The 25,243-nt window shown below is 63.3% G+C and carries 18 protein-coding genes; 6 read left to right on the forward strand and 12 right to left on the reverse strand.

Annotation, left to right across the window (positions count from 1 at the left end; genetic code table 11):
- Nucleotides 1-3 precede the first annotated feature (3 nt).
- Nucleotides 4-903: an NrfD/PsrC family molybdoenzyme membrane anchor subunit gene (gene nrfD, locus NFR41_RS01845; protein WP_251230479.1), complete on the forward strand. Its 900-nt coding sequence runs from the start codon at nt 4-6 to the stop codon at nt 901-903.
- Nucleotides 904-1,329: 426 nt separating this feature from the next.
- On the opposite strand, the gene NFR41_RS01850 is transcribed toward nrfD, so the two are convergent.
- Nucleotides 1,330-2,256, reverse strand: a complete 927-nt coding sequence (locus NFR41_RS01850) for a LysR family transcriptional regulator (protein ID WP_160213054.1) — start codon at nt 2,254-2,256, stop codon at nt 1,330-1,332.
- 297 nt (nt 2,257-2,553) lie between these two features.
- On the opposite strand from NFR41_RS01850, the gene NFR41_RS01855 reads away from it, so the two are divergent.
- Entirely contained in the window at nt 2,554-4,218 is a 1,665-nt protein-coding gene (locus NFR41_RS01855; RefSeq protein WP_251230480.1) for an FAD-binding protein, read from the forward strand.
- 384 nt (nt 4,219-4,602) lie between these two features.
- On the opposite strand, the gene NFR41_RS01860 is transcribed toward NFR41_RS01855, so the two are convergent.
- From NFR41_RS01860 to NFR41_RS01870, 3 genes are all read right to left on the reverse strand, one after another.
- Complete coding sequence (locus tag NFR41_RS01860; protein WP_160213056.1) at nt 4,603-4,911, reverse strand: ferritin family protein; 309 nt, start codon at nt 4,909-4,911, stop codon at nt 4,603-4,605.
- Nucleotides 4,912-5,220: 309 nt separating this feature from the next.
- Nucleotides 5,221-5,574: a hypothetical protein gene (locus NFR41_RS01865; protein WP_251230481.1), complete on the reverse strand. Its 354-nt coding sequence runs from the start codon at nt 5,572-5,574 to the stop codon at nt 5,221-5,223.
- A complete protein-coding gene (locus NFR41_RS01870) occupies nt 5,574-5,852 on the reverse strand; it encodes a type II toxin-antitoxin system prevent-host-death family antitoxin (protein ID WP_160213058.1) in 279 nt (92 codons plus the stop codon). Before NFR41_RS01870 ends, NFR41_RS01865 begins: the two co-directional genes overlap by 1 nt.
- 415 nt (nt 5,853-6,267) lie before the next feature.
- Here NFR41_RS01870 and NFR41_RS01875 point away from each other — a divergent pair, with 415 nt between their 5' ends.
- Together NFR41_RS01875 and NFR41_RS01880 are read left to right on the forward strand one after the other, a co-directional pair.
- Nucleotides 6,268-7,938, forward strand: a complete 1,671-nt coding sequence (locus tag NFR41_RS01875) for an FAD-dependent oxidoreductase (protein ID WP_251230482.1) — start codon at nt 6,268-6,270, stop codon at nt 7,936-7,938.
- 199 nt (nt 7,939-8,137) lie between these two features.
- Nucleotides 8,138-9,013 carry a LysR family transcriptional regulator gene (locus tag NFR41_RS01880; protein WP_251230483.1) on the forward strand — a complete coding sequence of 292 codons (876 nt, stop codon included), beginning with the start codon at nt 8,138-8,140 and terminating at the stop codon, nt 9,011-9,013.
- 80 nt (nt 9,014-9,093) lie between these two features.
- On the opposite strand, the gene NFR41_RS01885 is transcribed toward NFR41_RS01880, so the two are convergent.
- The 7 genes from NFR41_RS01885 to NFR41_RS01915 form a co-directional block, all read right to left on the reverse strand.
- On the reverse strand, nt 9,094-10,203 hold the full coding sequence (locus NFR41_RS01885) for a site-2 protease family protein (protein ID WP_251230484.1): 1,110 nt from the start codon (nt 10,201-10,203) through the stop codon (nt 9,094-9,096).
- Nucleotides 10,204-10,424: 221 nt separating this feature from the next.
- Complete coding sequence (locus tag NFR41_RS01890) at nt 10,425-11,978, reverse strand: GAF domain-containing sensor histidine kinase (protein WP_251230485.1); 1,554 nt, start codon at nt 11,976-11,978, stop codon at nt 10,425-10,427.
- Nucleotides 11,979-12,014: 36 nt separating this feature from the next.
- Nucleotides 12,015-12,908, reverse strand: coding sequence for a sulfite exporter TauE/SafE family protein (locus NFR41_RS01895; RefSeq protein ID WP_160213061.1), 894 nt, complete (start codon nt 12,906-12,908; stop codon nt 12,015-12,017).
- A 22-nt stretch (nt 12,909-12,930) separates the two neighbouring features.
- On the reverse strand, nt 12,931-14,265 hold the full coding sequence (locus NFR41_RS01900; protein ID WP_160213062.1) for a glycosyltransferase family 2 protein: 1,335 nt from the start codon (nt 14,263-14,265) through the stop codon (nt 12,931-12,933).
- Nucleotides 14,266-14,596: 331 nt separating this feature from the next.
- On the reverse strand, nt 14,597-15,766 hold the full coding sequence (locus NFR41_RS01905; RefSeq protein WP_251230486.1) for a hypothetical protein: 1,170 nt from the start codon (nt 15,764-15,766) through the stop codon (nt 14,597-14,599).
- Between the two features lie 290 nt (nt 15,767-16,056).
- A complete protein-coding gene (locus NFR41_RS01910; RefSeq protein WP_251230487.1) occupies nt 16,057-16,998 on the reverse strand; it encodes a hypothetical protein in 942 nt (313 codons plus the stop codon).
- A gap of 286 nt (nt 16,999-17,284) precedes the next feature.
- The gene (locus NFR41_RS01915; RefSeq protein WP_251230488.1) at nt 17,285-18,877 is read right to left on the reverse strand and encodes a helix-turn-helix domain-containing protein; all 1,593 of its coding nucleotides are present in this window, start codon (nt 18,875-18,877) and stop codon (nt 17,285-17,287) included.
- 198 nt (nt 18,878-19,075) lie between these two features.
- Between NFR41_RS01915 and NFR41_RS01920 the strand changes: the two genes are divergently transcribed.
- Nucleotides 19,076-20,785: an FAD-dependent oxidoreductase gene (locus NFR41_RS01920; RefSeq protein ID WP_251230489.1), complete on the forward strand. Its 1,710-nt coding sequence runs from the start codon at nt 19,076-19,078 to the stop codon at nt 20,783-20,785.
- Here the strand turns inward: NFR41_RS01920 and NFR41_RS01925 are convergent.
- On the reverse strand, nt 20,749-21,447 hold the full coding sequence (locus NFR41_RS01925) for a hypothetical protein (protein WP_251230490.1): 699 nt from the start codon (nt 21,445-21,447) through the stop codon (nt 20,749-20,751). The genes NFR41_RS01920 and NFR41_RS01925 overlap by 37 nt on opposite strands.
- A gap of 282 nt (nt 21,448-21,729) precedes the next feature.
- On the opposite strand from NFR41_RS01925, the gene recJ reads away from it, so the two are divergent.
- A complete protein-coding gene (gene recJ / locus NFR41_RS01930; protein ID WP_251230491.1) occupies nt 21,730-25,164 on the forward strand; it encodes a single-stranded-DNA-specific exonuclease RecJ in 3,435 nt (1,144 codons plus the stop codon).
- Nucleotides 25,165-25,243 lie beyond the last annotated feature (79 nt).

The following is a 25,243-nucleotide window of genomic DNA, read 5'->3' on the forward strand; positions in this document are numbered from 1 at the left end:
AAGATGACCTACGAACCTATTTGGGGCCCCATCATCGCATGGTACCTCTTCCTTGCCGGATTGGGCGGCGGCGCCTTCGTCACCTCGGTGTTCATTCGCTTCCGGCATCCGGAGTGCACGCGGCTCATCCGTACCGGGCGCATCATCGCGCCAGCCGTGGTGATCATAGGCCTGTGCCTGCTGATGTTCGACGCCCACGCCGGATTTATGCATCCGCTGCGTTTCGCCTTGCTGCTGACCAACTTCGGCTCGGTTATGACCTGGGGCGTTGTGTTTCTAGCTGCCTTCGTGGTGCTGGCGCTGGTGGCGTTGCTGCTGGATCTGCTGAAGAAGCCGGTGTGGCAGTGGCTCGACATCGCCGGCATGGTCATGGGCCTGTGCGTGGCCATCTACACCGGCTGTCTGCTGGGCGTGTGCCAGGGGTTCCCGCTGTGGAACAACGCGCTTTTGCCGGTGCTGTTCCTGGTGTCGGCGGTGTCTACCGGCATGGCGGCCGTGCTGCTGGCCGGCGTGTTCGTGGCGCCTGAGGAGTTCAACGCCGTGGTCAGCCTGAAGAAGTTCCACTTCTGGCTGCCCGTGGTCGAGATTGCCCTGGTGATGGCGCTGCTGTTCATCACAGCGTCAAACCCTTCGCCGGCGGGCTGGAACAGCGTCATGACGCTTCTGTGTGGCGACTGGGCCGTGGCCTTCTGGGTGCTGTTCATAGCGGTTGGCCTGGTGATACCCATTGCGCTTGAGTGCTGGATGCTCTGGATCGCAACGCCGGCGGTGGAGGAATCGCGCACCGGTCAGATGATCAGCGGGTTCTCCGACTTGGGCGTGCTGGTGGGCGGCTTCGTGCTGCGCCTCATGATTGTGAGCGCCGCCTTGCCCATCACCATCGTGCAACCCTGGATTTTCTAGGGCTGCGAATTCGGGTGGTTCGATGGCCCTCCTTGCTTGCGTCCTCTCCCGGAGCTGCCATCGGGAAGGGGCGCTTGCATGCCGGCGTCTCTTGCACGACTCGTTTCCGGGCATTCCCTGTCTACGATTTTTTCGGTGCCTCCGTGATCGATATGCCGGTTATGCATCGCGCAACCGGCATATCGATCGTTTTTTGTGCAAGGATTTAAGCTGGGTTTTTGCAGCAATTCGCAGCTCGCAGCGATTGGGCGAAAAACCGGTTGTGCGATGTGCAACCGGTTTTCGCCCGCTGCCCGAGCAGAGATACGGCCGCCAGAGGAGTTCGGGCTCGGCGACACGGCCCCTGTAGTCTTGGCTCCGAATCTTTTCGTGAGTCTATTGGCTAGCGCTCATCTGTGAGGTGGCAACGAGCTGGGCTTTGCGAACTCAGCTGGCGGCTTCGTCGTTGCGTGCGAGCTTGGCGGCTTCTTTCAGCATAATGATAACGCGCTCCGTGGCTTCGTCGGTGCGGTCTGCTCTGCATAGAATCCCGCAAGCGAACTGGAGCTTTGTATCGCCGATTTGATCTACCACTGCAATATCGCCGCGGTTCTCGAACGCTTTGGTTGTTCGGTCGAAATTGCAGATGTATACGTCGTTGTCCAGACGGGAGCGGGATAGCTCTGACTCATTGTTCATGATTAGCTTAAGCCGTGTGGTCAGGCTTATATCCTCGCCGATAATCTCGTGGATCATCTGGGTCCAAAAATCGAAGTAGGTAGTGTCGGTGATGATGGCCGTGATGCCGTTGAGGTCCGTGCGCTCCAAGGGTCTTCTTGTGAGGAACGGGTTGCTGATGTCGTAGGCCATGGCCATCTTCTGGAAACCCAGGGGGATGTAGAGGTACTTTTCAGCGTAGGCCTCGAAGTCGGAGGTTCGCGTCGTCAACTCGGGGACGATGGCGATGTCGACCAGCCCGGCTTCAAGGGCTTCGAGGGGCAGCATATCCTCGGGTATCTTAACGAATTGCACAGTGTCGCCCAGTTCAACTGAGCTGATGTTTTTGTATAAAAACGACGATGAGGGTATCTCGGCGATGCGAACGGGCGCCTTGTTCGCAGCATCGGCCCCCTTTGTCTTCCCCTCCTGATACAGCGAGACGATTCCTTGGGCGTACTCCAGGAAGATCTGGCCGCTCAAGGTGAGGGCGGGCGGCTGAGCTGTACGGTCGAACAGCTTGAATCCCAAGTCCTTTTCCAGGCTGGAGATGTGGGTGCTGAGGCTGGATTGCGAAAGGTGGAGGTTTTTCGCTGCGCGGTTGAAGCCCCGCGATTTGACGACGGTGACGAATTCCTGAAGCACATCGATTCTCATGAACGTCCTCGATTCAGCCAGAGCCTCCGAAGCGGCTTTCCGGGGGGAAGTATAGCATCAGCTTGGTTGCGGAAGGTCGCCTGTAGGTTGCAGTTGCTTTGTGGTTGAGGTGTTTTACCTTTTGAGGGTGGTGTTCGTACTTTTCGATAGGCTTATCGCCAAAGTTTATAGTCGGTTCGGCTCTTTGGTTCTGTCCGTTCGACGGCCGCGCCCCTACACTTGGTTTTGGGCCGAATCGGTTTTATGGCCGAAAGCGGAAGGGGGCTTGCGAGGGCAAGCATGATGAAAGGGGAAACCATGTACAGCACGCAGAAACAGGGGCGGGTTGCCATCGACCGACGCAGTCTGCTAGGTGCTTCCGCAGCGCTGGCGGTTGGGGGAATGCTCGGCCTTGCAGGCTGCTCGTCCTCGCCGAAGACGGACGAGGGTTCCGCGCCGGACGAGGGATCGGCTTCGGGCGGCGAGGTTGCATGGGACGAAGAGGCTGACGTGGTTGTTGTGGGGTCCGGCACCGGCGCGTTCTCGGCGCTTGCTGCGGCCGATGCGGGGGCTGGAAGCGTTGTGGTGCTGGAAAAGTCCGAGGCATGGGGCGGTACGTCGGCGGTATCTGGCTGCACGCTGTACATTCCAATGCTGACCGTGGGCATGGAAGAGGGGTCGGATGACAGCGTTCAGGCCGCTACGGCGTATTTGAACAAGGTGGCGGGAAACCGTGGCAACAAGGCCGGGATTGACAACTATGTGAAATATGCCAACGAGTTCGCTACTTGGCTGGGAGATCTCATGGGTTGGCAATGGACGGCTCAAGGCATGTTCCGCGATTACTACGAGCCATACGAGGGGTATCGTTTCTTCGGGCGCAACGCCAGCATCGACAGCGAGGAAAAGGTGCCCATGTGGTCCGAGCTGCAGAACAAGTGCAAGGAGCTGGGCGTGGACATCCGCCTGTCCGCTCCGGCGAAGGAGCTGGTGACGGACGCGTCCGGCGCCGTGGTGGGCGTGGTGGCCGAGATAGGGGGCAAGCCGGTGCGCATCAAGGCGAACACCTGCGTGGTGATGGCGACGGGGGGATACGACCACAACCCACAGATGATTCTTGAAAACCAGGCTGTGCCGGTTTACGTGAGTAACGCTGCCATGACGAATACCGGCGATGGTCAGATTATGGGAGCGAAGGTTGGGGCTGCCTGGGGGAATATGGATACCAACTGGGGTCTTCCTTGCTTTTACGGAGGTAGCCCGGAATACACCGGCGAGCTTGTATACGACTTTCTTACCAACGACTGGGGCTATTACCGTGGGAGTGCTGGTGCCATCGTGGTGAATCGGCAAGGCAGGCGCTTCGGCGACGAGTCTAGCGCTTACGGCGTGTTCAACCGCGCTTTTGGCCAGTACGATACCGACATCCTGGACTATACGAATATACCTGCGTTTTTTATCTGTGATGACGAGTACGTTTCCACGATGACCCTGCCAGGGCAGGCAGCTGTAGGCGACCCGCTGCCCGACTACTTCGTTCAGGCTGATACTTTGCAGGAGCTGGCCGGCAAGCTAGGAATCGATCCAGAGGGGCTGGTCGACGAAGTTGCCTCTTTCAACGAGGGGGCTGCTGTGGGGGCGGACCCGACGTTCCACCGCGGCGAGAAGGAGTGCAACGTGGTGATCTCGGCCTGGCGCACTGCCGGTCGTGATCTGCCCAATCCGGTGCTCGCGCCTTTGGCTACGCCGCCGTTCTACGGAGCTGTGTACGTACCGGGTACGTGCGGGACTAACGGCGGCCTTGTTACCGACGAGAACGCATGTGTTCTGACTGCTGCTCACGAGCCTATTCCCGGACTGCTGGCTGTGGGCAACTGCTCGGCTGGTATTTTTGGCGGCCAATACCCCGGAGCGGGGGCAACGCTGGGTGCCGGCGGAATCATGGGCTACATCGGTGTGAGGAATGCTTTGGGCGCATTGTAGCCTTTCAGCTCGCTCGCCATCGGCCATCGAGGGGTATTTATTGCGAGATTGGCTCTGAAGGCAGAATGGACGAGTGCGTCTTCAAACGTTTTCTGCCGAACGGCCCTGGCGCTGTCTGGGGCCGTTCCTCTTGGCTGAGCTTATAGGGCGACAGGCGACGCTGTTTCTATGATCGACGTGCCGGTTATGCATCGCACAATCGGCACGTCGATCATTTTTCATGCAAGGCTGTGAACTGGTATTTCACGATGTTTTTCCAACTCACAGCGATTAGGCGAAAAGCCGGTTGCGCGATGTGCTTCCTTTGGAGAAGAAAGCGGCAGAGGCGATGGCTGGTCGCTTCTGCCGCCTTTCGTGCGGGTTCTTCGCGGGATGACGTTTGGTTTACTTCTTTGCGGATTTCTTGTCCAGCATCTCGCGCACTTCCTCGCGGCCCTCGTCGTTGAGCCCCTTCTCGTCGGGGGCCAGGCGCTCCAGCAACTCCATGAGCTCGCCCATGTGCTCGCGCTCCTCGTCGCGGATGTCGGAGAGCACCTTCTTCGCGTCCTCGTTGTCGGTGGCCTGCACGTGGGCGTCGTACTCGTGGATGGCCTCCAGCTCGCCGATAATGTCCTGGCGGATGGCGTTGATCAATTCTTCGTCGGTGAGCTTGCGCGGCACTTCCATGACGAAGGGGTTGGACAGAATGGCCATGGTTTCTCCTTTCGGCGTATGAGGGGGTGGCGATTGGCCGACTGGTCTAGGTAATCAATCGGGTCAGACCGTCAGGCGTAGTATGCCGCCGCCCCGTCGTGAATCGGTACAGCCAATCTTAGAAAACGCCGAAGCTGAAAGCAGCCGCCTGCGCCATCTTGAAAAGGGTTTGTAGCCGCCCCGAAAGGTTCGCGCGGAAAAGGTACCAGCCGCTTGCTGGGGGCGTGCCAGGGTGCCAGAGGCTAAAGGTTGTGTTTCCTAACGCGGGATGCCTGTCGCCCCCAGGTATCCCGCGTTTTGCTCTCTCTCCTACAGCTCTTCGTGGGGGTAGAGCTCGAAGAAGCGGTTGAGGGGGTCGCGGCGCTGGTCCTCTATGAACAGCACGTCTACGCGTTTTTCCGCTTCGTCCACTACGTAGTAAATGCCGTAGCGCCCGGCGAAGACCATGCGCATTTGGAACGGCGGTCGCGAAGCGGGGTAGTCTGGGTCGTAGACCTGGCCGATGTAGGGGACCGTATCCAACAGCAGGAGCATCTTCTTTACGCGAGCAATATCTTTCTTCGTCGTGACGAAAGAGGCCGCCGCTTCCGCCAAGGGGCCCATCGAGACCGAGTAGGGTGCTTCGTCCCTGTCGCGTTGTGCGCTGGTGTCCTCCTTGCTCATTATTCCCACCCCATACGCTTGAGGGCCTCGTGCAGCGGCACGCCCTTGCCGGCTTTGATGTCCTCGTAGGCCTGGATGGCCTTCTCGCGCAGCTCCATCTCGTACTCGTAGACTTCCTGGCGAAGGATGGCCTGCTCCCGGTAGGCGTCCGCGTCCATGATCACCAGGTCGGGCTGGCCGTTGCGCGTGATGTAGACGGGCTTGCGGGTCTCGTGGCACAGCTGGTCCACCTCGGAGAAGCTGCGCTGCAGGTCGGAAACGGTTCTCATGAGCGGCATGGCGGGCCTCCTCGTATCGGCTGTGCTCGATTTAGGTCCTCAGTATAGCATGTTTCAGAATATTTTCTGAAACAACTCGCAAGCGATGCCCGCAGAATCGCCAGTGCCTTGCGAGAGCCAAGCTTAGGCGAACCGTTCCGGGCGCTGCTGGCGTCCTTGGGCCATGAGCCACCCCGCTCTGTGTCGCCTCACCCTCCGTCATCCGGCCCTCCGCCGCCTCGCTTTCCGAGCGCCCCCGCCGGTTCCCGAAGATGAAGCGCTGGATATCTTGGTCGGCTATGAACGGGAAGAGCGTCGCGTTCTGAGCAGCGGCTATTAATTCTTTTAGGAGCCCGTGCGATTTCTTTTGCTTCTCACGGCGTGCCGTGCGTCGCACAATGCGGCTTGTCAGAGAGACAAGGAGAAAGGGGTTGTCATGACTGATATTTCGCGCAGGAGTTTCCTCGGCGGCGCAGGGCTTGCGGGTGCGGGTCTTCTGGTGGGTGCGTTGGCGGGCTGCTCGCCCAGCCAGCCGTCGGCGGACAAGGGTGCCGGCACCACGGCCGACGCTGCCACCGCATCGGCAGGCGGTTACGCGTGGGAGCAGCCGCTCGTTCCCATCACCGACATCGTTTCCGAGGAGAGCTACGACATCGTGGTGGTCGGCGCCGGCGTGGCCGGTTGTGCCGCCGCCCAGTCCGCGGCCGAGGCGGGCGCAAGCGTGTGCCTGGTCGAGAAGTCCGACATCGTGACCGGTCACGGCCAGGATAACGCCGCTTTGGGTTCGAAGCTGCAGAAGGAGAAGGGCTACACCTACGACAAGGACGAGGCGGCACGCCTGGTGTACGATTGGGGCCAGTCCCAGGCGAACTGGTACCTGATCAAGACCTTCGTGGAGAACAGCGCGGCGGTTATGGACCACTACATCGACATGGCGCCGAAGTACGGTCTGGAAGTGGTCCTCAACGACAAGATGACCGCTCGTTCCGACTGGTACGAGCTGGAGGAGCGCTTCCGCCAGCTGCGCTACACCGCCCACAACTTCATCAACCCGAACCAGGAGGAGGCATTCCCGGAGATCAACCTGGTGAAGATGCTGCAGGAGGACGCTACCGCCAACGGCGCCGTCACCCACTTCAAAACGAAGGCCGAGCAGCTGGTGCAGGATGACTCGGGCCGCGTGGTGGGCGTCATCGTGTCCGACGGGGACGGCTACAAGAAGCTGAACGCATCGAAGGGCGTCGTCCTGGCAACGGGCGGTATCAGCTGCAACCCGGACATGATTCACTGCTGGTGCCCGCTGGTGGAGAAGGCCGACAACATCCAGTACTTCCCCCAGGGAGGTGCCAGCGGCGACGGCATCATCATGGGCATGCAGATAGGCGCCGCCCGCTCCCGTTGCTACCCGGCGCCGCTGGTGCACCCGGTGCAGCTGTCCATCATGGGCCCCGGCTTCGACACCAGCTGGCTGTTCGTGAACAACGACGGCATGCGCTTCATGTGCGAGGTGGCCTACGAGCCCACGGTCACCAACGCCCGTATGAATTCGGTCAAGGACGTGACCTGGGCCATTTGGGATTCCCATTATCCCGAGCACGTGCAGCGTCAGGAGCCGGTGAAGTCCCAGGCGTGGATGGACGGCCTGGAGGAGTCGGTGGAGGCGGCCGTGGCCAACGAGGAGTTCGTGAAGGCGGAAACCCTCGACGAGCTGGCGAAAATCATCGGCGTGCCTGCCGACAACCTGAAGGCGTCCGTAGCTCGCTACAACCGCATGTGCGATGCCGGCGTGGACACCGACTTCGGCGTGCCGGCCCGGTTCCTGAGCTCGGTGGTGGACGGTCCGTTCTACGCCTGCAAGGTGAACGCCTGGACGCTGGCCGTGCCCTACGGCCTGCATGTGGACACCGAATCCCGCGTGTGCACCGATGATGACGAGCCCATCGAGGGCCTGTACGCGGTGGGCAATGCCCAAGGCGACTTCTTCGCCAATTCCTATCCGGTGGCGGTGCCGGGCATCAGCCATGGGCGCGCTCTCGTATTCGGGCGCCTGGTGGGCCAGAACCTGGCCAAGGGCACCACGATCGACGCCTACCAGTACGGAAAGTAGGTGCTTCGCCGCGGAATCGCGGTTGTTCGGCGAGGCGGTATTGCGGCCTCATATTTCCCTCGGCCTCCTGCCGCTTGCGCGGCGGGAGGCCTCTTTGCCTGCACTGGCTGCGCGCTTCGTCATCCTTGCACTTTCGCTTCCTGCCGCTCGCGAGCCGTTCCTGCAAACGTGGTAAAGTGTGCGCAGGAGGGGAGAGCCTATGAACGAGCATCAGCTCCGCTGCTTCGTGACCGCGGCGGGCTATCTGAACTTCACCCGGGCGGGCCAGGACCTGTTCATGACGCAGGCTGCGGTAACGTACCAGGTAAACGAGCTGGAGAAGACGCTGGGAACGCTTCTGTTCTCGCGCCAGAAGGGCAAGCTCGCGCTGACGGATGCTGGCGCGGTATTCCTCGAACGCGCCCAGGAGCTGCTCTTCCAGATGGACGCTGCAAAGACGGCCGCCCATCAGGCGGCGTGCAACGAGGAGGGCAGCCTTTCTCTGGCTACGTTCGGCGACGTGGTGCTCCCTCTTCTGCCGCGCGTCCTTTCCCACTTTCGGGAGCGCATGCCGCTTGTGCACGTGTCGCTGCGCCAAAGCCTCGCCCACGAAATAGTCAGCGGCATCTACCAGGGGGACATCGACGTGGGCTTCGTGACTGGCTACGGAGGCTACGTGGAGTCCCATGATTGGCTGCGCAGCATTCCGGTGATGATGGACGACCATGTGGCGGTGATGACGTCCGATCATCCGCTGGCAAGCTGCTCGAAGGTGTCTTTTGGGGACCTCGCCGGTTTCCCGCAGGTGCTTCTGTCGGAAAAAGACCTGCTCGAGCGCGAGCCGAGCCAAGAGTACGTAAACGAGCGGCGTGTGCTTCTGCAGGACCCTCAAAGCGTCGAGGTTATGGTGAGAGCGGGCTACGGGCTGTGCGTGTGCGTGAGTCATGCGCCCATCGCCCACCGCGACGATTTGGTGACCGTTCCCATCGAGGGCTCGCCTATGCCCATATGGGCATGCTGTAAGAAGGCGCCGGCAACCCCCGCTCTCGAGGCGTTTCTGGACGTGCTGGACGAAGAGCTTTCTGCGGCCGAATAGGCCAGGTGGCAAGATAGCGGAGGGCGACCCTCGGGGTGACAGGGGGGCGTGCATCTCCGTCGCCCTGTCGCCGCACGCACCTACCAGTTGCCGAAGACGAAGCGTTGGATGTCTTGGTTCGCCATGACCAGGAAGAACATCACGAACACCGCCATGCCGGCCATGGACAGGTAGTTCAGCGCCTTGGCCGATACCGACCGGCGCGACACCTTCTGGAAGGCCTCCACCACGAAGCGGCCGCCGTCCAGCGGCGGGATGGGCAGCAGGTTCATGATGCCCAGCGACACCGAGATCATGGCGATGAACTGCAGCGCCGAGACAAGGCCGGCATCCACGGCGTCCTTGGACATGGCCGCGATGCCGATGATGCTGGCGGAGTTCTGCATGGTTTCGGCAGCCGTCGCCGGGTTGAACAGACTCGCGACCGCCTGGATGACCATGCCGATGTAGGCGAACCCGAACTGCACGGCCTGCAGCGGGTCGAGCACCACATGCTGCATGACGCCGGTGGTGGGGTTCTGCATGTCGATGCCCATGAACGAGAACAGTACGATGAACAGCACGATGGCGAACAGCAGGTTCACCGCGATGCCGGCCAGCAAAATGACGGTGCGCTTCCAGAAGGGCAGGCTGCGATACTGCTGCTTGTACTCGGAATCGAAGAGCTGCTGGGCGTCGGGCACCGGGCGGCCCTGGCCTTCGGCGTAGCCCTGCGGCGTGGGTAGCCCAGCAGATTCTGCCTTGCGGACCTGCGCCTTCGTGGGCTCCACCTCGGCGGCGCGGTAGGTGTTGTACTGGTCGGACTTGCGGGGGCCGGTGATCGATCCCCACTCAACCAGCTCCTCCAGGGCCTCGTAGGCCTCGTCGTCGCTGATGCCGCAGTCGGCGGCAACGTCCTCCATGTTCGCCGTGCCACGGGTGTAGATGCTGGCCAGCACCTCTTTGAGATGCGGGCTCATAGGGCCGGGCTCCATGCCGCACACCTTCGCGTAGCCGCCCAGCAGAATAGGGGTGACGCCGAACTTGGTGCCCCACTTCTTGAAGCCGATGTTGGGGCCGGGAAGGCCCAGCATGAATTCCGTTACGCGCACGCCGAAGGCCCGGGAAGCCAGGTAATGGCCGCCCTCGTGGATGAACACGAGAAAGCCCAGGATGAGCGTCACGTAGATGATCATCTGCAAAACGTCCAAGTGATATTCCTTTCGGAACAAAAGGTAAACGATGGTTCGCCCAGTATAGGAGGCCCGTGCGTGCTGGCAAGGGTTTCCGCGAATCCAGTACAAAGGTTCGCAAAAATCCTATAATTGCACTAGGATTAACAGGTGGCCAACTCCAGCGTCGAAGGGCGATGCGCTGCGACCATCAACTGCCGCCGCGCTGTCAGCCGCACGGGCTGCCGGTGCCCTTCGCCCTAGGCCAGCGCACCGCCTTCCAACAGGTCTTCCACCAGGTCGTCGCTCGGCGCTGCGGCAGCGGAGGCGACGGCGGCCGTAGAGGCAGCCAGCACCGGCGCGCCCAGAGCGCCCAAGATCTCGCCTTGCCCGGCTGCGCCCGCGCTTGCCGCATTCGGGCCCAGGATGCCTTCGGCCTCGGCCGGCCTTGCATCTTCGTTGTCTTCCGGCCCGGGGGCTGCGTCCGCCAGCACCAGGGTCATGGTGGTGCCCACGCCCAGCTTGCTTTCCACTTCCATATGGGAGTCGGCGCCGAAGTAGCCGCTGATGCGGTCGTGCACGTTCTTCACGGCGATTCCCAGGCCTGTGGACGATTCGGGGTGCAGGATGTTCCGGCACGCCTCCTCGGTCATGCCGGTGCCGTCGTCGGACACGGCTATGAACACGTCGCTGCCCACCACCATGCCGCTTACGGTGATGGTGAGCTTGCCCTCGGCGGGCATGGCGTGGCGCACGGCGTTCTCCACCAGCGGCTGGATGAGGAAGGCCGGCACCAGCATGTCGCGCACGGCCGGCTCGATGCGGGTCTCCATGGCCACGCGCTCGGCGCCGAAGCGGGCCACCTCGAAGCTGAAGTAGCGCTGGGTCTGCTCCATCTCGCGGGAGAAGCGGATGAGGTCGGCCGAGTCCTCCAAGGTGCGGCGGTAGAATACGGCGAACTCGCGCAGCAGCCCGCGGGCCTTGTTCGGATCGGTGCGGATGAGCGAGGCGATGGTGTTGATGGTGTTGAAGAGGAAGTGCGGGTTGATCTGGCTCTGCAGCATCTTGAGCTCCATGGAGGTGGCCAGCTTCGTCTGCTCCTCCAGGGCGCCTGCGGCCAGCTGGGTGGACAGCAGCTCGCCCAGGCCCTCGGCGATGGACTTCTGCGTTTCCGACACGTGGCGCGGGCGGCGGTAGTAGAACTTCAGCGTGCCGAACAGCTTGTTGTGGCCTACGAACAGCGGCACGATGATGGCGGCGCTGATGGGGCCGCGCTTGGCATCGGCTCCGGCGCTGAAGCCGATTTCCTCGGGGGTCAGCAGGATGCGCATCTGGCCGTCGTCGATGGTGGCCATGGTGGCGTCGGTGCGGATGGCCAAGCCCGCCGGAGTGTCCTTCTCGCCGTGCCCCCGGTAGCCCAGAATCTGGTGCGTGTCGGTAATGGCCACAGCGATGGCGCTGGTGGCGGGTAGCAGCAGCCGGCAAATCTCCTGGGCGGTCTCGGGGCTCATGACCGAGCCGCCCTCGGCGCTGCGCTCCATGCCCTTGTCCATGCAGTGCAGCATCTGGCTGGAAAGCTTCATGACGGCGCCGGTCTGGCGGGCGCGCACGGAGTCGGGGTCCATGAGCAGGCGCATGACCAGCACGAGCGACAGGGTGAACACGATGCCGGCCAGCGCGGTGCCCAGAAAGCCGTTGTCCAGCGACAGCAGGTTCCATATGAGGGCCATGCCGGCTAGGACCATGATGGTGAACAGGAGCATCTCCAGGGTGAAGAAGCGGGGCATGAGCGCCCGGTCGCCGCGATTGCTCATAGGGCGGCCGCCTTTCTCGTGCGAAGGAGGGGTGGACTACCCGAGTATACCCAGTTCGTTCACCATGAGCAACGCCGCGGCCAGCAGCAGGAAGTAGCCGAAGGCGAAGCGAAGGGTGCGCTCGGGGATGCGTGCGGCCAGGCGCGCGCCTACCAGGGCGCCCGGGATGGAACCCGCGCAGGTGGCGATGCCCACCAGGTAGGCGATGTTGCCCAGAAGACCTTGCTGCACGACGCCGGGGATAGCCAGTATCATCACGGCCACGAGCGACGTGCCGCTGGCCTGGCGCGCCGAGATGCCGATGACCGACAGGAACAGGGGCACCATCAGGAATCCGCCGCCCACGCCCACGTACCCCGAGGCCAAACCGGCTCCCAGCCCGATGAGCGCTCCTTGGGCGAGCTGCCTGCGGGTGAGGGTCGGGGGCGCGGAAGCAGGCGTCTGCGCAGCCGTCGTGGGGGCATGCGGGCCGGCCAAGCCGCCGTCCGCGGTCGCCTCCGGTGCCGACGGCTGGCCGGACGTCGGCGTTTCGGGTGCGCCGTGCGCCTTCGGCATCTTGATGGCCTTCGAGAACATCTTCGCGGCGGACCACACGATGATGACCGCGGCCGCAAGCATGACCAGCCATTCCGGGGACACCTGGGCCAGCTGCACGCCCAAAGGCGACGTGAGCGCGCCGCCTACGCCGGCTACTGCCCCCAGTTTCAGCAGGCTGGTCTTGTTGCGCATATGCTGCACGGCACCGGAAAGCGACGTGGGCACTACGCAGAACAGCGACGTAGCCGTGGCCTGTAGGGGAGACAGGCCGAACACCAGGCGAAACAGGGGAATCATAAGGGTGCCGCCGCCGATGCCCAGCATGCCGCTGAAGATGCCGACCACGATGCCGCCGACCACGCCGCCGGCCAGAAGCGCGAAGGATGCGTCCATGGAAGTCCTGCCCGCCTGCGGCCTATTCCGCGATGTTCAGGCGAATCTCGCTGGTCATGCCCGGGTCCACTCCGGCGCTCCCGTCGGCGCCCGATATGGGGCGCACCTCGGCGGAGCGGGAGGCCGCAGCTGCCGCAAGCAGTTCCGGGTCCATGGCCTCTACGCGCTGCGTTGCGGACTGCACCAGGGCGTTCGCCAGAATCTGGTCGCCGGCAAGACGCGCCATGAGCTCGGGCCACACGAACTGGAACTCGAAGTACTTCGAGCAGTTGCGGGCCGCATAGGTGGTCGCCTCGCCGGTGGCCGCCTTGGCCGCCTTGCGGTAGGCGCTCTTGTCGGGGCGGGCCAGGCTGCGCAGAAACGCCGTGATGCGGATGCGCCGGCGAATGCCCGGCTCCAGGAACGGCCCGGGGTAGGGCTCCAGCGACGAGGGCTTCACCTGGATGAGGTCGATCTGGGTGCCGCTGTACTCGATCTTGCGGAACTCGTAGAGCCAGCGGAAGATGTCCTGGCGAAAGCGCGTGCCCTCGCTTGCGGTGTCCGGGGGCAGATGGCGCATGCTCCACTGGTTGTCGAACCAGATGTCCGAGCCGTACATGCGCAGGTCGAGCATGTAGTCCAGGTCCTCGCCGCGGGCGATCCACGGGTCGAAGGACAGCCGGTCGTAGGCTTCGTGGTGAAGGGCCAGGCAGCCGCCGCACACGTGGTTCGAGCGCGACAGGCGCGGCCCGCGCATGGCCTTGGTGATCCAGCGGTTGAAGGCTTTGCCCTGCTGCCAGAAATGGTTGTACCACTTGTCCTGGCTCTTCGAGGTGAACTGGCCGTCGGAGTTGAAGTAGAAACCGGTCTTGGCGATGATGGGGATGCCCTTTTTCGTGAGCTTGCCCAGGCCGTACATGGCCTTCTCCAGGAAGGCGGCGTCGTCTACCACTGCGTCGTCGTCCAGGAACACTACGGAGTCGAAGCCGAAGACGTTGGCCAGCACCACGCCCAGGTTGCGCACGGCGCCGTAGCCGGAAAGACCCACCTCCATCTGCAGCTTGCTCAGGCCCAGCTGGGCCATGCGCTGCTGCACCAGCTCCTGCTCGGGCATGCCCACCACCAGGGTGTGAAGGTTGGGGAAGCGCAGCACCTGGGCCTGCACCTTCTGAAGCGCCTGGGCCTCGATGCCCCGCTCGCTCACTACCAATATGATGATCTGGCCGAGCCCGCGCACTTTCTGCAAGCTGGTGAGCAGCCGGGGCAGCTCGCCGGGCTGCGACAGGGGGGTGGCGTGATCGTAAGTAGTAAGCACGCTGCCGCCATTGCCGCGACGGCGTGCCGATACGAACGTAGGAACGATGATTACGGGGTTCATGCACGTCCTATTCATCGGGTGCCCAGTCCGGTTTCGAGAGCGCGCTGGTGCGTTCTCGAATATGCCGTATCGCCCTGTTTTACCTGGTGAAAGCAAGAGCGAAGCAGCGTCGGACCTGTTTTCGTCGGCCAATTGTACTGAATAGGCGACCGGATAGCACCCCGTTTGCCCGTTCGTCATTCAATCAACGGATAGGCCCTAGGGGCCGCAGCCGTGACCGCCCATGGCAAGGGGCGCCCCGAAGCCTGCACAATCGACGCCTTCATGCGGAAAAGCTCACCAATCTATCGATTATGCGGGGTACGGAAGCGGGGCGTATTACGGATAAGCGTTACTTCGATTTCCTCAGATTCTCGTTTATGCTTTCTAGAGCCTCAGTTCCTTTGGCGAGTTCAGCGGCAGCGGTTTCGAATGAGTCTGCCGCAAGGTTCATATAGTAGTTGAATAGGTCGGCGTCAGAGGAAAGGGACGCGGCGGTTTCGAGATAGCCGATGCCCCATTTGATATCGTGGGCGCAACCGGCGTGATGCTCCCATACCTTTTCGTAGCCGGAAGGCACCTTGTCTTTTAGTGCCAGAATGCTGCTGTACGCAGTCTCTGCGTCTTTGTTTGCTTGGGCGATGGTGGTTTTCTTTCCAGCCTGAATGGCGGCGATTGCATCGTCCATCGCTTCATGCAGATCGTCGAGGTGTCCAGTCATGCGCTCGTTGAACTCCTCTGGGGCCAATTCGAAGATTGAGCTAGATGACTCAGGGGAACTGGAAGGGTCTGGGGAGTGCGAAGATCCGGAAGAGCTCGATGGCCTGGAGGAATCTGAGGTGTTGGCAGAATCAGAGGAGTTTGGTTTGCCAGACGAATCGTCATTCTTTTCGTCGGTCGAGGCAGCTGTCTCGACGGCAGGTGAGCTGTTTTTTGTGACCCAAAGGCTTTCGTAGATACTATTGGCAACGTCTTCGTATGCATCGTCGCTGTAACCAATGGTGAAATCGTAAATCGTCTTGTTACAGATGAGCAATGTGTGATCCGTTGCGTAGGTACGACCGTCTAGATCTAGGTCGCATTGGAACCGTGCTCCCTCAAACCCCCATATTTTGCTCTTTTGATAATTCGAGGGCGCTCCGCCTGGTTTTCCAGCACTCGCGGCCCCATAAGCACACGAGACGAGGTCGTCGTCCAAAGGTACTGTTGAAAACTGTACAGATTGGATCGCTGCCGTCACAGCCCCGGTAGGGGACACAACCTGAAAATGGTCATCGGTGTTAACGGAAACAGGCCATGAGGAGGGATACTTGAACGAAAGATTACCTAATACGACTTTTGCATCAAGCTCTTCGGAGGCCTGCTCTACTTCTTGATTGTCGGATTGTAGCTCGTTCTGAGACGACTCCGTTTCGTCAGCACTCGCGTTTACGCTATGGGGGGTCTCTTGGCTTTGGCTTGCGCAGCCGACAAGTGCAAGCGCGAGGGCTGCGGCTGTTGCCGCAACGGAGAACTTCCTCATATTCCACCTTCTCCTTAACGGGACAGCGCTTCGATAGCGGGAAAGTATACATTCAGAAAGCACTCTGCGCTAGTTCACGTATTAGTCTCGAGCTGCGGCGTGTTTATCCGACTGGCTTGATTGTGGGATGTTTCGTGAGACGGCCGTCTGCCTGCGCTTCATTTTCGAAGAGGGCCGTGGAAAGGCCAGCCCTAAGCCGTTGAGAAACAGTTATCGGCGAAGATTGATGCGCATGCTCATGGCGCTTGTGAGCATGCGCATCAGTTGCTATTGGGGTTTATCGTATCGAACTATTGAAGCGCTTCACCGGTTTCGGCATTCAGGACTATTTCGTCTAGCTTTTCTCCCTCGAACATGGATTTCGCGTCGGCTTCCTCGCCTGAGCGATATTCGTATGTGTCGACAAAAAGAAGCCCGCTGCCGTAGTTCAAGCGCGTAATCGTTCCAAGATTGTAGTTCACGATGGCATGGACTTCTTTATCTGATGCGAAGTGCTCTTTGTAGTATGCAATCGCGTAATCGATAGTCGGGATGCCCTCGTTTGAGAAGGCCAAGCGCCAGTTTCCGGTCATGTCGTTCGGAACACTCTCTTTGTACGCTAGGCTGGCCTGCTTCATCAAGTCGCGCTGAGACGCAAGGAATGCGGGTTCGGAAGGCTCTTCTTGCGATTCTGCTTGGTTTTCGGAATCGCTGACGGAAGTTGCCTCTTTCGCCCTGTTTTCAATGTTGCTCTCGGGCGATTCGGCCGAAACCTCGCTGTCTGACTTAGATTCGCTTTCTGTGGTGCCAGGCTTTTTATCTGTCGAGTTAGCTTGTACCGTGTTCTTGTTGATTCTCAGTGAGTCAAGGATTGATTCGTCAAGGGCGTCGGGCTCGCCGGTTGTGTTTGCAATAGAGAACGAGTAAAGCGTGTCGTTCGAGATGAAGGCGATCGAACTTGCTGTATAGGAAAAGGAGCCTTCGCCCCCCTCGAACTCGAAGCGTATCCCTTCGAGTTCGCCGATGGTGCAGCCGCGGATGTTGAGAGGCATTCCTCCATCACGGGCGGATGAGGCTGCCGATTCCGCCAGAGCTTCGAGGGCGGACCGATACTCGTCGGGATTCTGTGATACTAGAGTCGATGAACCCGGTATTTCAGAGCAAACTGCCGAGAGTATCTTATCGCGGTCGGGCGATGCGAGCGCGAGCTTTTCGTCGGTGTCTACGTCGATGATCCAGCTGGAAGGATACATGTACGAGATGTCCCCGAACGTGCCTTCGGTGTCGAGCGCAGTGGCCGTGGATACCTCTGCAGGCTGATCGGCGTTAGCGTTTACGCTACTGTCGGGGGGGGGGTCTCCTGGCTTTGTTTTGCGCAGCCGGCGAGCGCAAGTGCGAGGGCTGCGGCTGTTGCCGCAATAGCGAATTTCCTCATCTTCCGTCCTCTCTTGTTTGTCGACGTGAGGTCTCTGCAATAAAACAGTATATAGCAACGAGCGTGCTTTGGGCCGCGCGTGAAAGGGTTCTTCCTGCGGGAGCTCACTGCTGCTTGCTGCGGAGGCGCACGTAGGTGATGAGCTCTTCTTTGGAGTGCAGGCCCATCTTCTTGTAGATGTGACGGACGTGGGTGTCGATGGTGGACTGCGACACGTACAGCTCGTTTCTGATGTAGGGAAGCGAGTAGCCCTGGGCCAGGTAGGGGAGGATCTCGCGCTCGCGTTTCGTGAGGCCGAACTGGTCGGAGGCGGCGGCGCATGCCTCGGCGAAGGTGTCGGCGCCGGAAGGGGACGCCGGGGCGTTGCATAGCCCTTGCTCGTCAGCTGGCCTCGTGCCATCGTCCAGCACGGGGCCGTCGGGCCGAGGCGAATTGCTGGACGATGCCGTCTCGTCGGTGCGGGCGTCTGCCGCTTGCGGCGCAGGTTCATCGTCGGCGTCCAGGGTGAACGCCAGGCGGTCCTGGTTGGCGATGGAAATCATGGCCAGCGCCACGAACGCGGCCAAAAGCACGCAGAGAGCGCCCTGGTAGGAGCCGGTGGCCTGGGCAAGGGCGTTCGCCGCCGGCTGCAGCAGCAGTCCCGCGAGGAAGCCGGCTTCCAGGAAGAATCGTCCCAGCCCGAACACCTTGACGGGGGAGGCCCCGGTGCGCTGCGACAGCTCGGCGAAGTAGATGAAGGTGATGAGGTTGAGCAGCGCCTGGGCGGCGAATACGAGAAACGTCGCGAACACGTCCAGCGACGTGCTGCGGAAGGCGAGCAGCGCAATGGCGGCGGACACGATGGGGAGCAGCCAGCGGTACAGCATGCCCAGGTTGAGGGAGCGGGCGTACTTCGCCAGGTAGGCCATGATGACCACGGCTACGAGTGACCCGGACAGCACGCAGGCCGAAAACGCCGTCGGCGGCACGGGGATGGCGCCCTGGCTGGCCCACGACCAGAAAACCGACACTACGGACGTGGCGCCCACGATGCCCAAGCCCAGCCGCGCGAAGCCCGCCAGGTTGAGACGCCCGAGCTCGTTTTCGGGGTGCTTGGCGGCAGGCGGGAGCGGGGTGCGGGCGCGGGAGGGCGCCGACTCGAGCATCATGAGGCAGGCGCACGAGAGGAAGGGCAGGCAGCCGACGAACAGGGCTGCCGCAGTGCGCGGGAGCACCAGGACAAGGGCGTAGCAGCCGAAGGCCACGGTCAGCGAGCATGCGGCCATGCGCTCGATGCGGGCGGCGTCCAGGCGCGCGTAATGGCTGCCCCACAACACGGTGAACACCGCGGTCCCCAGCGACGAGACGAAGCCGCCGGCCACCTGCATCTCGGCACCGGCGCCGCTTTGCAGCGAGAGCGCCAGCAAGATGAGCCCCAGCGTCATGCTGGACACCGCTGCCAGCAGCGTCAGGTTGCGAACGGCAGCGTGCGCAGGGCGCGGAGCGAGGAAGCACAGCAGAAGCCCGGCCGGCGCGCCCACCATGGAGGCGAACCAGAACGGCCCCAGGTTCGCCGAGCCGCTTGCGGAGAACACGTCGGTGAACACCGTCGACAATCCCCAGGCGACGATAAAGCCCCATCCCACGTCGGGCAGGCATTCGGCAACGCCCGCGAACGCCGACGCTTCTTTCTGCCGCTGTGGAATTCGCACGCCCATATCCTCCCTTCGCTGCCAAAAGTATAAGCCGAAGCGCGATTTCCCCTGGCGGCAATATCACGTGAATCACCTGATTTTGCTGGTCGCGGCATCGTTTTCGCAGGGTTTGCGCGATGGCGGGCGCCCAAGGTGACGCGGTAGGCTGCGATTGTCCGGAAACGGAAACGCATGCAGACGAAAGAGAGCGGAGGGATACGGATGGCTGCACTTTCAAGAAGGAGCTTCGTGACGGGCGGCGTTGCCGCGGGTGCGCTGGGATTGCTGGGGCTGGCTGGTTGCGCGAGCCCGGCGCCGACGAAGGCCGCCGACGGGCAGGATGCGGGCAAGGCCGACGAGCCGAAGGTGGCTTCGTCGAGCCAGGGGTCGACCACCCAGGCGACCGCAAGCGACAAGCCTTGGGAGGTGGTTCCCGACCCCATCGCCGAGGCCGACATCGCCCAGACCGTGGAATCCGACGTGGTCATCGTGGGCCTGGGAGCGTCGGGCACCTACGCGGCGACGTCGGCCATCGAGAACGGCCTGAGCGTGACGGTGCTCGAGCGCAACGAGACGTTCAACGCCAACGGCGGCTCGCATTTCGTGTTCAATTCCAAGCCGCAGCTCGAGCTCGACAAGGCCATCGACCCGGTGGTGGCGGTGAAGGACTTCCTCAACATCAGCAGCTACCGCGTGGACGGAAGCGCCGTGTGGGCCTGGGCGAACCGCTCCGGCGAGGCGGCCGACTGGTTTGCCGACGTCGTTGAGCCCTATGGGCTGCATCCGGTGCTCCAGCATTCCGACGACGTGGTGATCGAGCGCATCTACCCGGGCACCATCATCTTCATTGGCGGCGAGAACGAGCCTACCTCTGCCATCGACCAGGACCCCTACAACGGTGACCTGGGCCTGGGCTTTGTGCCCGAGATCGACCTGCTGGCGGCGCTCCTGCAGCATATCCAGAGCAAGGGGGCCGATGTGCGCTTCAAGCACACCTCCCAGCAGCTCGTCCGCGAAGGCGACGGGCGCGTGAGCGCGGTCATCGCCACCGACGGCGACGGCGCCTACACGAAGTTCGTGGCGAAGAAGGGCGTAGTCGTCGCCACCGGGTCCTACAGCCAGGACGCCGCCATGCTCGACTACTTCTGCCCCATCGTCTCCCATAACCCCGTGGGCGACCAGGTGGCCCAGTTCAACATGGGCGACGGCTCCGGCATCAAGCAGTCGCTGTGGGTCGGCGGCGTCATGCAGCACAACGGCGACCATCCGCCGATGATGTTCTGGGGCTCCACCAACTGCATCAAGAACGTCATGGTGAACTCCGAGGGCGTGCGCTTCATCGACGAGAACGTCGGGCAGTCGAATTTCGCCGCCGCCCAGTTCAACCAGACGGGTGGCACCATGGTGGCGCTGTGGAACGCCGAGTACGCCTCGCAGCTTCCGGCGATCTCCTACCGGGCGGACGACCCGTCGTGGGCTGCCACGCCCGAGGAGCTGCTGGCGAAGTGGGAGGGCCTGGTGGAGCAGGGCATCTTCATGAAGGCCGACTCGCTGGACGAGATCGCCTCCGCCTACGACCTGCCTGCCGATGCGCTCAAGAAGACCGTGGAGGACTACAACGGCTACTGCGCCGCCGGCGAGGACCTGGAGTTCCACAAGGACCCGGCGACGCTGCACGAGCTGACCGGCCCCTTCTTCGCCACGAAGTACGACGTTCCCGCGTCGCTGGCGTGCATGGGCGGCCTGCATGTGAACGCGCGCTCGCAGGTGCTCACCGCCGACGATAAGCCCATCGAGGGCCTGTACGCCATCGGCCTTGCGGCGGGCGACTTCTACGCCAACCAGTACAGCACCCGCTTCGCCGGCAACAGCCTGGGCCGTTGCATGACCTTCGGCTACCTGGTCGGCCGCCAGCTGGCCGGGCTGGAATAGGGGGCAGCGCTTGCTGCTGCGGGGGCCTCTCCCAGCACTGCGGATTCCACCAGTTCAAGCGCTTGGGCGGTGGGGCCGATGACGGTGGCGCCGTTCCAGGCGGCGCCGAATCGCTGCACGGCCTGGGGCAGCAGGTAGTCTCGCACCACCGCCAGGGCATGGGGAAAGCGCGGCGTGGGGCCGCACTCGAGCAGGGCCACGGCGGCGGTCAGGCCCTGGTCGTGCAGCAGCTCCAGGCGCCCTAGCTCGTCGATTACGAGCAGGCTGCCCGAGGGTGCCGCGGGCTTGGCACCCTCGCCGCCGGGCACCTTTTCCAACGCCTTTGCGAAATGGCTGTTCACAACGGCTATGGCTTCGTCGGATATATGCCAGGCCAGCTCGGCTTGGGCTGCTTGGCTGCCCTCGTCGAAGGTGCCGTTCTCCCGTGCCAGGTCGGCGCGCCTTGCGAAGGGGACCATGGTGCCCTCGGGAAGCAGCACGTTGTCAATGCCCAGCTTGTCGAAGGGCTCTTCGCCGGGCGCGGGGCTTTGGCGGGGCGCCCACTGCCCGGGAGCGATCACGCCGAAGGTTGGCACGTCGTGGGCGTCCAGATTGCCGACAAGCTGCTGCAGCCACCGGGTCTTCCCGATCTGCACATTCCCGGTGAGCACGAAAAGCATCATGGGTCCTTTCCCGTCGGCGCCTGCAAGATGTATTATGCCCCACTTGCGCGCAGGCGATCGGCCGTCATGCGTTTCTTGTCGCGAGAATTCCCCCTGGATTCGCCACCGAGGGAGTGTTTTCGCCTCCGCCGATGCGTCTCTAGGTGACGAGCGGGTGCTGACGCCGCTGGTTGGTGAAGGTGGCGGCTGACAGCGGCGGTGGTTTGTGGGACAATGGAGCGCAAAACGACGCGCGCGTCCCTCCGACAAGGCGGACGCGCCTCCCGGTAAGGTACGAGCAGTATGTCAGCCCAGTTCAGCATAAAAGCTGCAGACCCTTGCGCGGTCGCCGCCCTGCAGCAGGCCCTCAGCCTGCCGCGCATCGTGGCGGCAACGCTTGTGGCCCGCGGCATCACCGAGCCAGTAGAGGCGTGCCGGTTCATGCACCCCTCCCTCGACACCGACTGGCTCAACCCCTACGACATCCCCGGCATGAAAGAGGTGGTGGACGCCCTGGAGGCGGCCGTCAAGCGGGGCGACCGCATCCTGGTGTTCGGCGACTTCGACGTGGACGGCATCACCGCCACCACCGTGCTCACCCGGGGCCTGCGGGCCTTCGGCGCCGACGCGCGCCCGTTCATCCCGCGCCGCTTCGACGAGGGCTATGCGCTCACCGACGCCGCCCTTAAGCGCGCCTGCGAGTGCAGCCCCCAGTTCATCGTTACGGTGGACTGCGGCATCTCCTGCAAGAAGGAGGCGGCCGAGATCGTGGCCGCCGGCTTGGGCCTGGCCATCACCGACCACCACGAGCCGGGGGATGCGGTTCCCGAAGGGGTGCCGCTGACCGACCCGAAGTGCGGCAAGGACTGCAAGAGCGCCGTGCTTGCCGGGGCGGGCGTGGCCCTGAAGGTGGTGCAGGCGCTGGGCGGGCGCTTGGGCCAGCCGCATCTGTGGCGCGAGTTCACCGACTTCGCCGCCATGGGCACCGTGGCCGACCTCATGCCCATGGAGGGCGAGAACCGCGCGCTCGTGGCCGACGGCGTGGCGCGGCTGAACCAGCAGACCCGCCCGTGCATCGCAGCGCTTCTGGCCTCCAGCGGCAACGCCGGCAAGGAGCTTTCGGCCACCAACCTCAGCTTCTCGCTCATCCCGCGCCTGAACGCGTCGGGGCGCATGGGGGATGCTCAGGTGGCGGTTGACCTGCTGATGACCGACGACTTCGAAGAGGCCACGCGCCTGGCCCAGCAGCTGGAATCCATCAACGACGCGCGCCGCTCCATCGAGTCCGAGCTGTCGGAGCTGGCCCGCGAGCAGGCCGCCGAGGTCTACCATGGCCAGCGGGCGCTCGTGGTGGCCGGCGAGGGCTGGCACGAGGGCGTGAAGGGCATCGTGGCCAGCCGCCTGGTGAACGACTACGGCGTGCCGGCGCTTCTGTTCACCATCGTGGGCGACGAAGCCCGCGGCAGCGGCCGCAGCGTGGGCCAGATCAACCTGTTCCGCGCCGTGGAATCCTGCTCGCATCTGCTCACGCGCTTCGGCGGCCACCAGGCGGCCGTGGGCATCACCCTTCCCAAGGAGAACCTGCCGGAATTCGAGCGCTGCCTGTGCGAGTTTCTGGACCAGCTTCCCGAGCAGGCCTTCCACCCGCTGGTGTCGGTGGACGCCTGCGTGTCGCTGTCGGAGCTCACGTTGGACGCCGTGGCCCAGGTGGACGCCTTGTCCCCCTTCGGCCAGGGGTTCCCGGTGCCGGTGTATCTGGCGCAGAACGTGATGCTGTCGAACTGCCGGGCCGTGGGAGCCGAGAAGAACCATTTCAGCTGCGCGCTCACCGACGGGCGGGCCACGGTCTCGGGCATCATGTTCCACTGCACGGACATCGCGGCCCTCATGGGCACCGACGCCGTGGTGAACGCTGCCTTCGAGGTGCAGGTGGACGAATGGCGCGGGCGGCGCACCGTGAAGGCCATGCTGCAGAGCATCGCGCCGGCGCGCACGTGCGAGGCGCTGAACGCCTGCCTGAACGCCTGCCAAAGCGGCCAGGACCTCTCCTACGTGGACGACCTCTACGCTGCCAGCGACGCCGAGCTGTGCTCGGACGTGCATCCGTCCCCCGACCAGGTGGAGGCCTACGAGGAGACGCTGCAGCGAAACCGCGAGTTCTGGCAGCGGAAGGCGGCTTCGGACCCGGACGGGCTGCAGTCCCAGATCATCAGCGCCATCATTGGCGAGGGGGGCTCGCTGCACGGCGCCCAGCAGGCAATCCTGGACAACCTGGCCCAGGGCATCTCCACCCTGGGAATCATGGCCACGGGCCGCGGCAAGTCGCTCACCTTCCAGGTGCACGCCGCCCGCTGCGCCCTGCGCGACGGCACGGCCAGTCTGTTCGTGTACCCGCTGCGGGCCCTCATCGCCGACCAGGCGTTCCATCTGAGCGAGGCCGTGGAGGCCTTCGGCGTGTCGGTGTCGGTGCTCACCGGCGAGTCCACGCCCGAGGAACGCAAGTCCGTCTACCGGTCGCTGGCCGACGGGTCCTGCGATATCGTGCTGACCACCCCCGAATACCTGGCATGGCACGGCGACGATCTGGCCGAATGCGGCCGCATCGGGTTCACCGTCATCGACGAGGCCCACCACATCGGCTTGGCGAAGGCCGGGCAGCGGGTGGCCTACGCCTCCATCGGCGCCTCGGTGGCGAAGCTGGCTGCCGGCTTTGCGCGGGCGAACCCGGGACGCGCGCTCACGGTGCTGGCGCTTACGGCCACGGCCGACGACGCCGTGTGCGAGGACATCCGCCGCGAGCTGCCGGTGCAGGCCTGCGTGTTCGACCGCACCGACCGGCCCAACCTTACGGTCAACGACCAGCGCAACCTGCGCAACCGCGACGACTACCTGGTGAACCTGGTGGCGTCCGGGGCCAAAACGGTCATCTACGTGAACTCCCGCGAGCAGTCGGTGGCCGTGGCGCGGCTGCTGCGCCGCCGCCTTCCCCATATGGCGCTGCAGGTGGGCTTCTACAATGCGGGCCTGGAGCGGGCCGAGCGCAAGCGCATCGAAGCGCTGTTCCGCACCGACGCGCTGCGGGTGCTGGTGGCCACGAGCGCGTTCGGCGAAGGGGTGAACATCCCCAACATCCGCAACGTGGTGCTCTATCACATGCCCTTCAACGAGATCGAGTTCAACCAGATGAGCGGCCGCGCCGGGCGCGATGGGCAGCCGGCCCAGATACACCTGCTCTACGGCCGGGGCGACTGCACCATCAACGAGGGCATCCTGCGCGAGGCCACGCCCGACCGCGACTGCATGGCCCAGGTGTACCGCCAGCTGCGCACCCAGCAGCGGGAAAGCGCCGAGCCGTTCTTCCCGCTGTCGGCCGACGAGCTGGCGGCCCGGGCGTCCAGCATGCTCATGCCGGTGAGCAAGGCATCGGTGGACTGCGGCGTGGCGGTCTTCCGCGAGCTGGGGCTCATCGAGACCCACACGGCCTATGCCGACGGCGTGCGGGTGCGCTCGGTGCGCGTGCGCGAGGATTCGTCGAAGGTGGAGCTCACCGACAGCGTGCGCTACCGCGAAGGGCTGGAGGAGCGCGAGAACTTCCAGCTGTTCCGCCAGTGGGCGCTCGACACCGACGCCGCGTCGGTGCGCGTGCGCGTGATCAGCCCCATTCTGCCCACCCGGCCCTTCGACGGCTTCGCGGTCTGTCCCGACGGCGCCCCGGCCACCCAGCCAAAGGAGAAGTGAGAGCCATGACCAGGGACGACAAGCCCGAAGAGCTGTTGGGTGCCCCCGAGGCGAAGCCTGCGATTGCTCCCCACAGCGA

Origin of the sequence: Adlercreutzia aquisgranensis, assembly GCF_943193145.1 — a bacterium.
In the GTDB taxonomy this organism is placed as follows: Bacteria; Actinomycetota; Coriobacteriia; order Coriobacteriales; family Eggerthellaceae; genus Xiamenia; species Xiamenia aquisgranensis.

Bases quoted from the DNA above. Each gene is read 5' to 3' on its own strand.
- NFR41_RS01925 (WP_251230490.1), bottom strand. From the start codon at position 21,447: ATGATGCTTTTCGTGCTCACCGGGAATGTGCAGATCGGGAAGACCCGG.
- NFR41_RS01890 (WP_251230485.1), bottom strand. From the start codon at position 11,978: ATGAGCAATCGCGGCGACCGGGCGCTCATGCCCCGCTTCTTCACCCTG.
- NFR41_RS01875 (WP_251230482.1), top strand. From the start codon at position 6,268: ATGACTGATATTTCGCGCAGGAGTTTCCTCGGCGGCGCAGGGCTTGCG.
- NFR41_RS01915 (WP_251230488.1), bottom strand. From the start codon at position 18,877: ATGGGCGTGCGAATTCCACAGCGGCAGAAAGAAGCGTCGGCGTTCGCG.
- NFR41_RS01905 (WP_251230486.1), bottom strand. From the start codon at position 15,766: ATGAGGAAGTTCTCCGTTGCGGCAACAGCCGCAGCCCTCGCGCTTGCA.
- recJ (WP_251230491.1), top strand. From the start codon at position 21,730: ATGTCAGCCCAGTTCAGCATAAAAGCTGCAGACCCTTGCGCGGTCGCC.
- NFR41_RS01910 (WP_251230487.1), bottom strand. From the start codon at position 16,998: ATGTATCCTTCCAGCTGGATCATCGACGTAGACACCGACGAAAAGCTC.
- NFR41_RS01920 (WP_251230489.1), top strand. From the start codon at position 19,076: ATGGCTGCACTTTCAAGAAGGAGCTTCGTGACGGGCGGCGTTGCCGCG.
- NFR41_RS01865 (WP_251230481.1), bottom strand. From the start codon at position 5,574: ATGAGCAAGGAGGACACCAGCGCACAACGCGACAGGGACGAAGCACCC.
- nrfD (WP_251230479.1), top strand. From the start codon at position 4: ATGACCTACGAACCTATTTGGGGCCCCATCATCGCATGGTACCTCTTC.
- NFR41_RS01850 (WP_160213054.1), bottom strand. From the start codon at position 2,256: ATGAGAATCGATGTGCTTCAGGAATTCGTCACCGTCGTCAAATCGCGG.
- NFR41_RS01855 (WP_251230480.1), top strand. From the start codon at position 2,554: ATGTACAGCACGCAGAAACAGGGGCGGGTTGCCATCGACCGACGCAGT.
- NFR41_RS01860 (WP_160213056.1), bottom strand. From the start codon at position 4,911: ATGGCCATTCTGTCCAACCCCTTCGTCATGGAAGTGCCGCGCAAGCTC.
- NFR41_RS01895 (WP_160213061.1), bottom strand. From the start codon at position 12,908: ATGGACGCATCCTTCGCGCTTCTGGCCGGCGGCGTGGTCGGCGGCATC.
- NFR41_RS01880 (WP_251230483.1), top strand. From the start codon at position 8,138: ATGAACGAGCATCAGCTCCGCTGCTTCGTGACCGCGGCGGGCTATCTG.
- NFR41_RS01870 (WP_160213058.1), bottom strand. From the start codon at position 5,852: ATGCCGCTCATGAGAACCGTTTCCGACCTGCAGCGCAGCTTCTCCGAG.
- NFR41_RS01900 (WP_160213062.1), bottom strand. From the start codon at position 14,265: ATGAACCCCGTAATCATCGTTCCTACGTTCGTATCGGCACGCCGTCGC.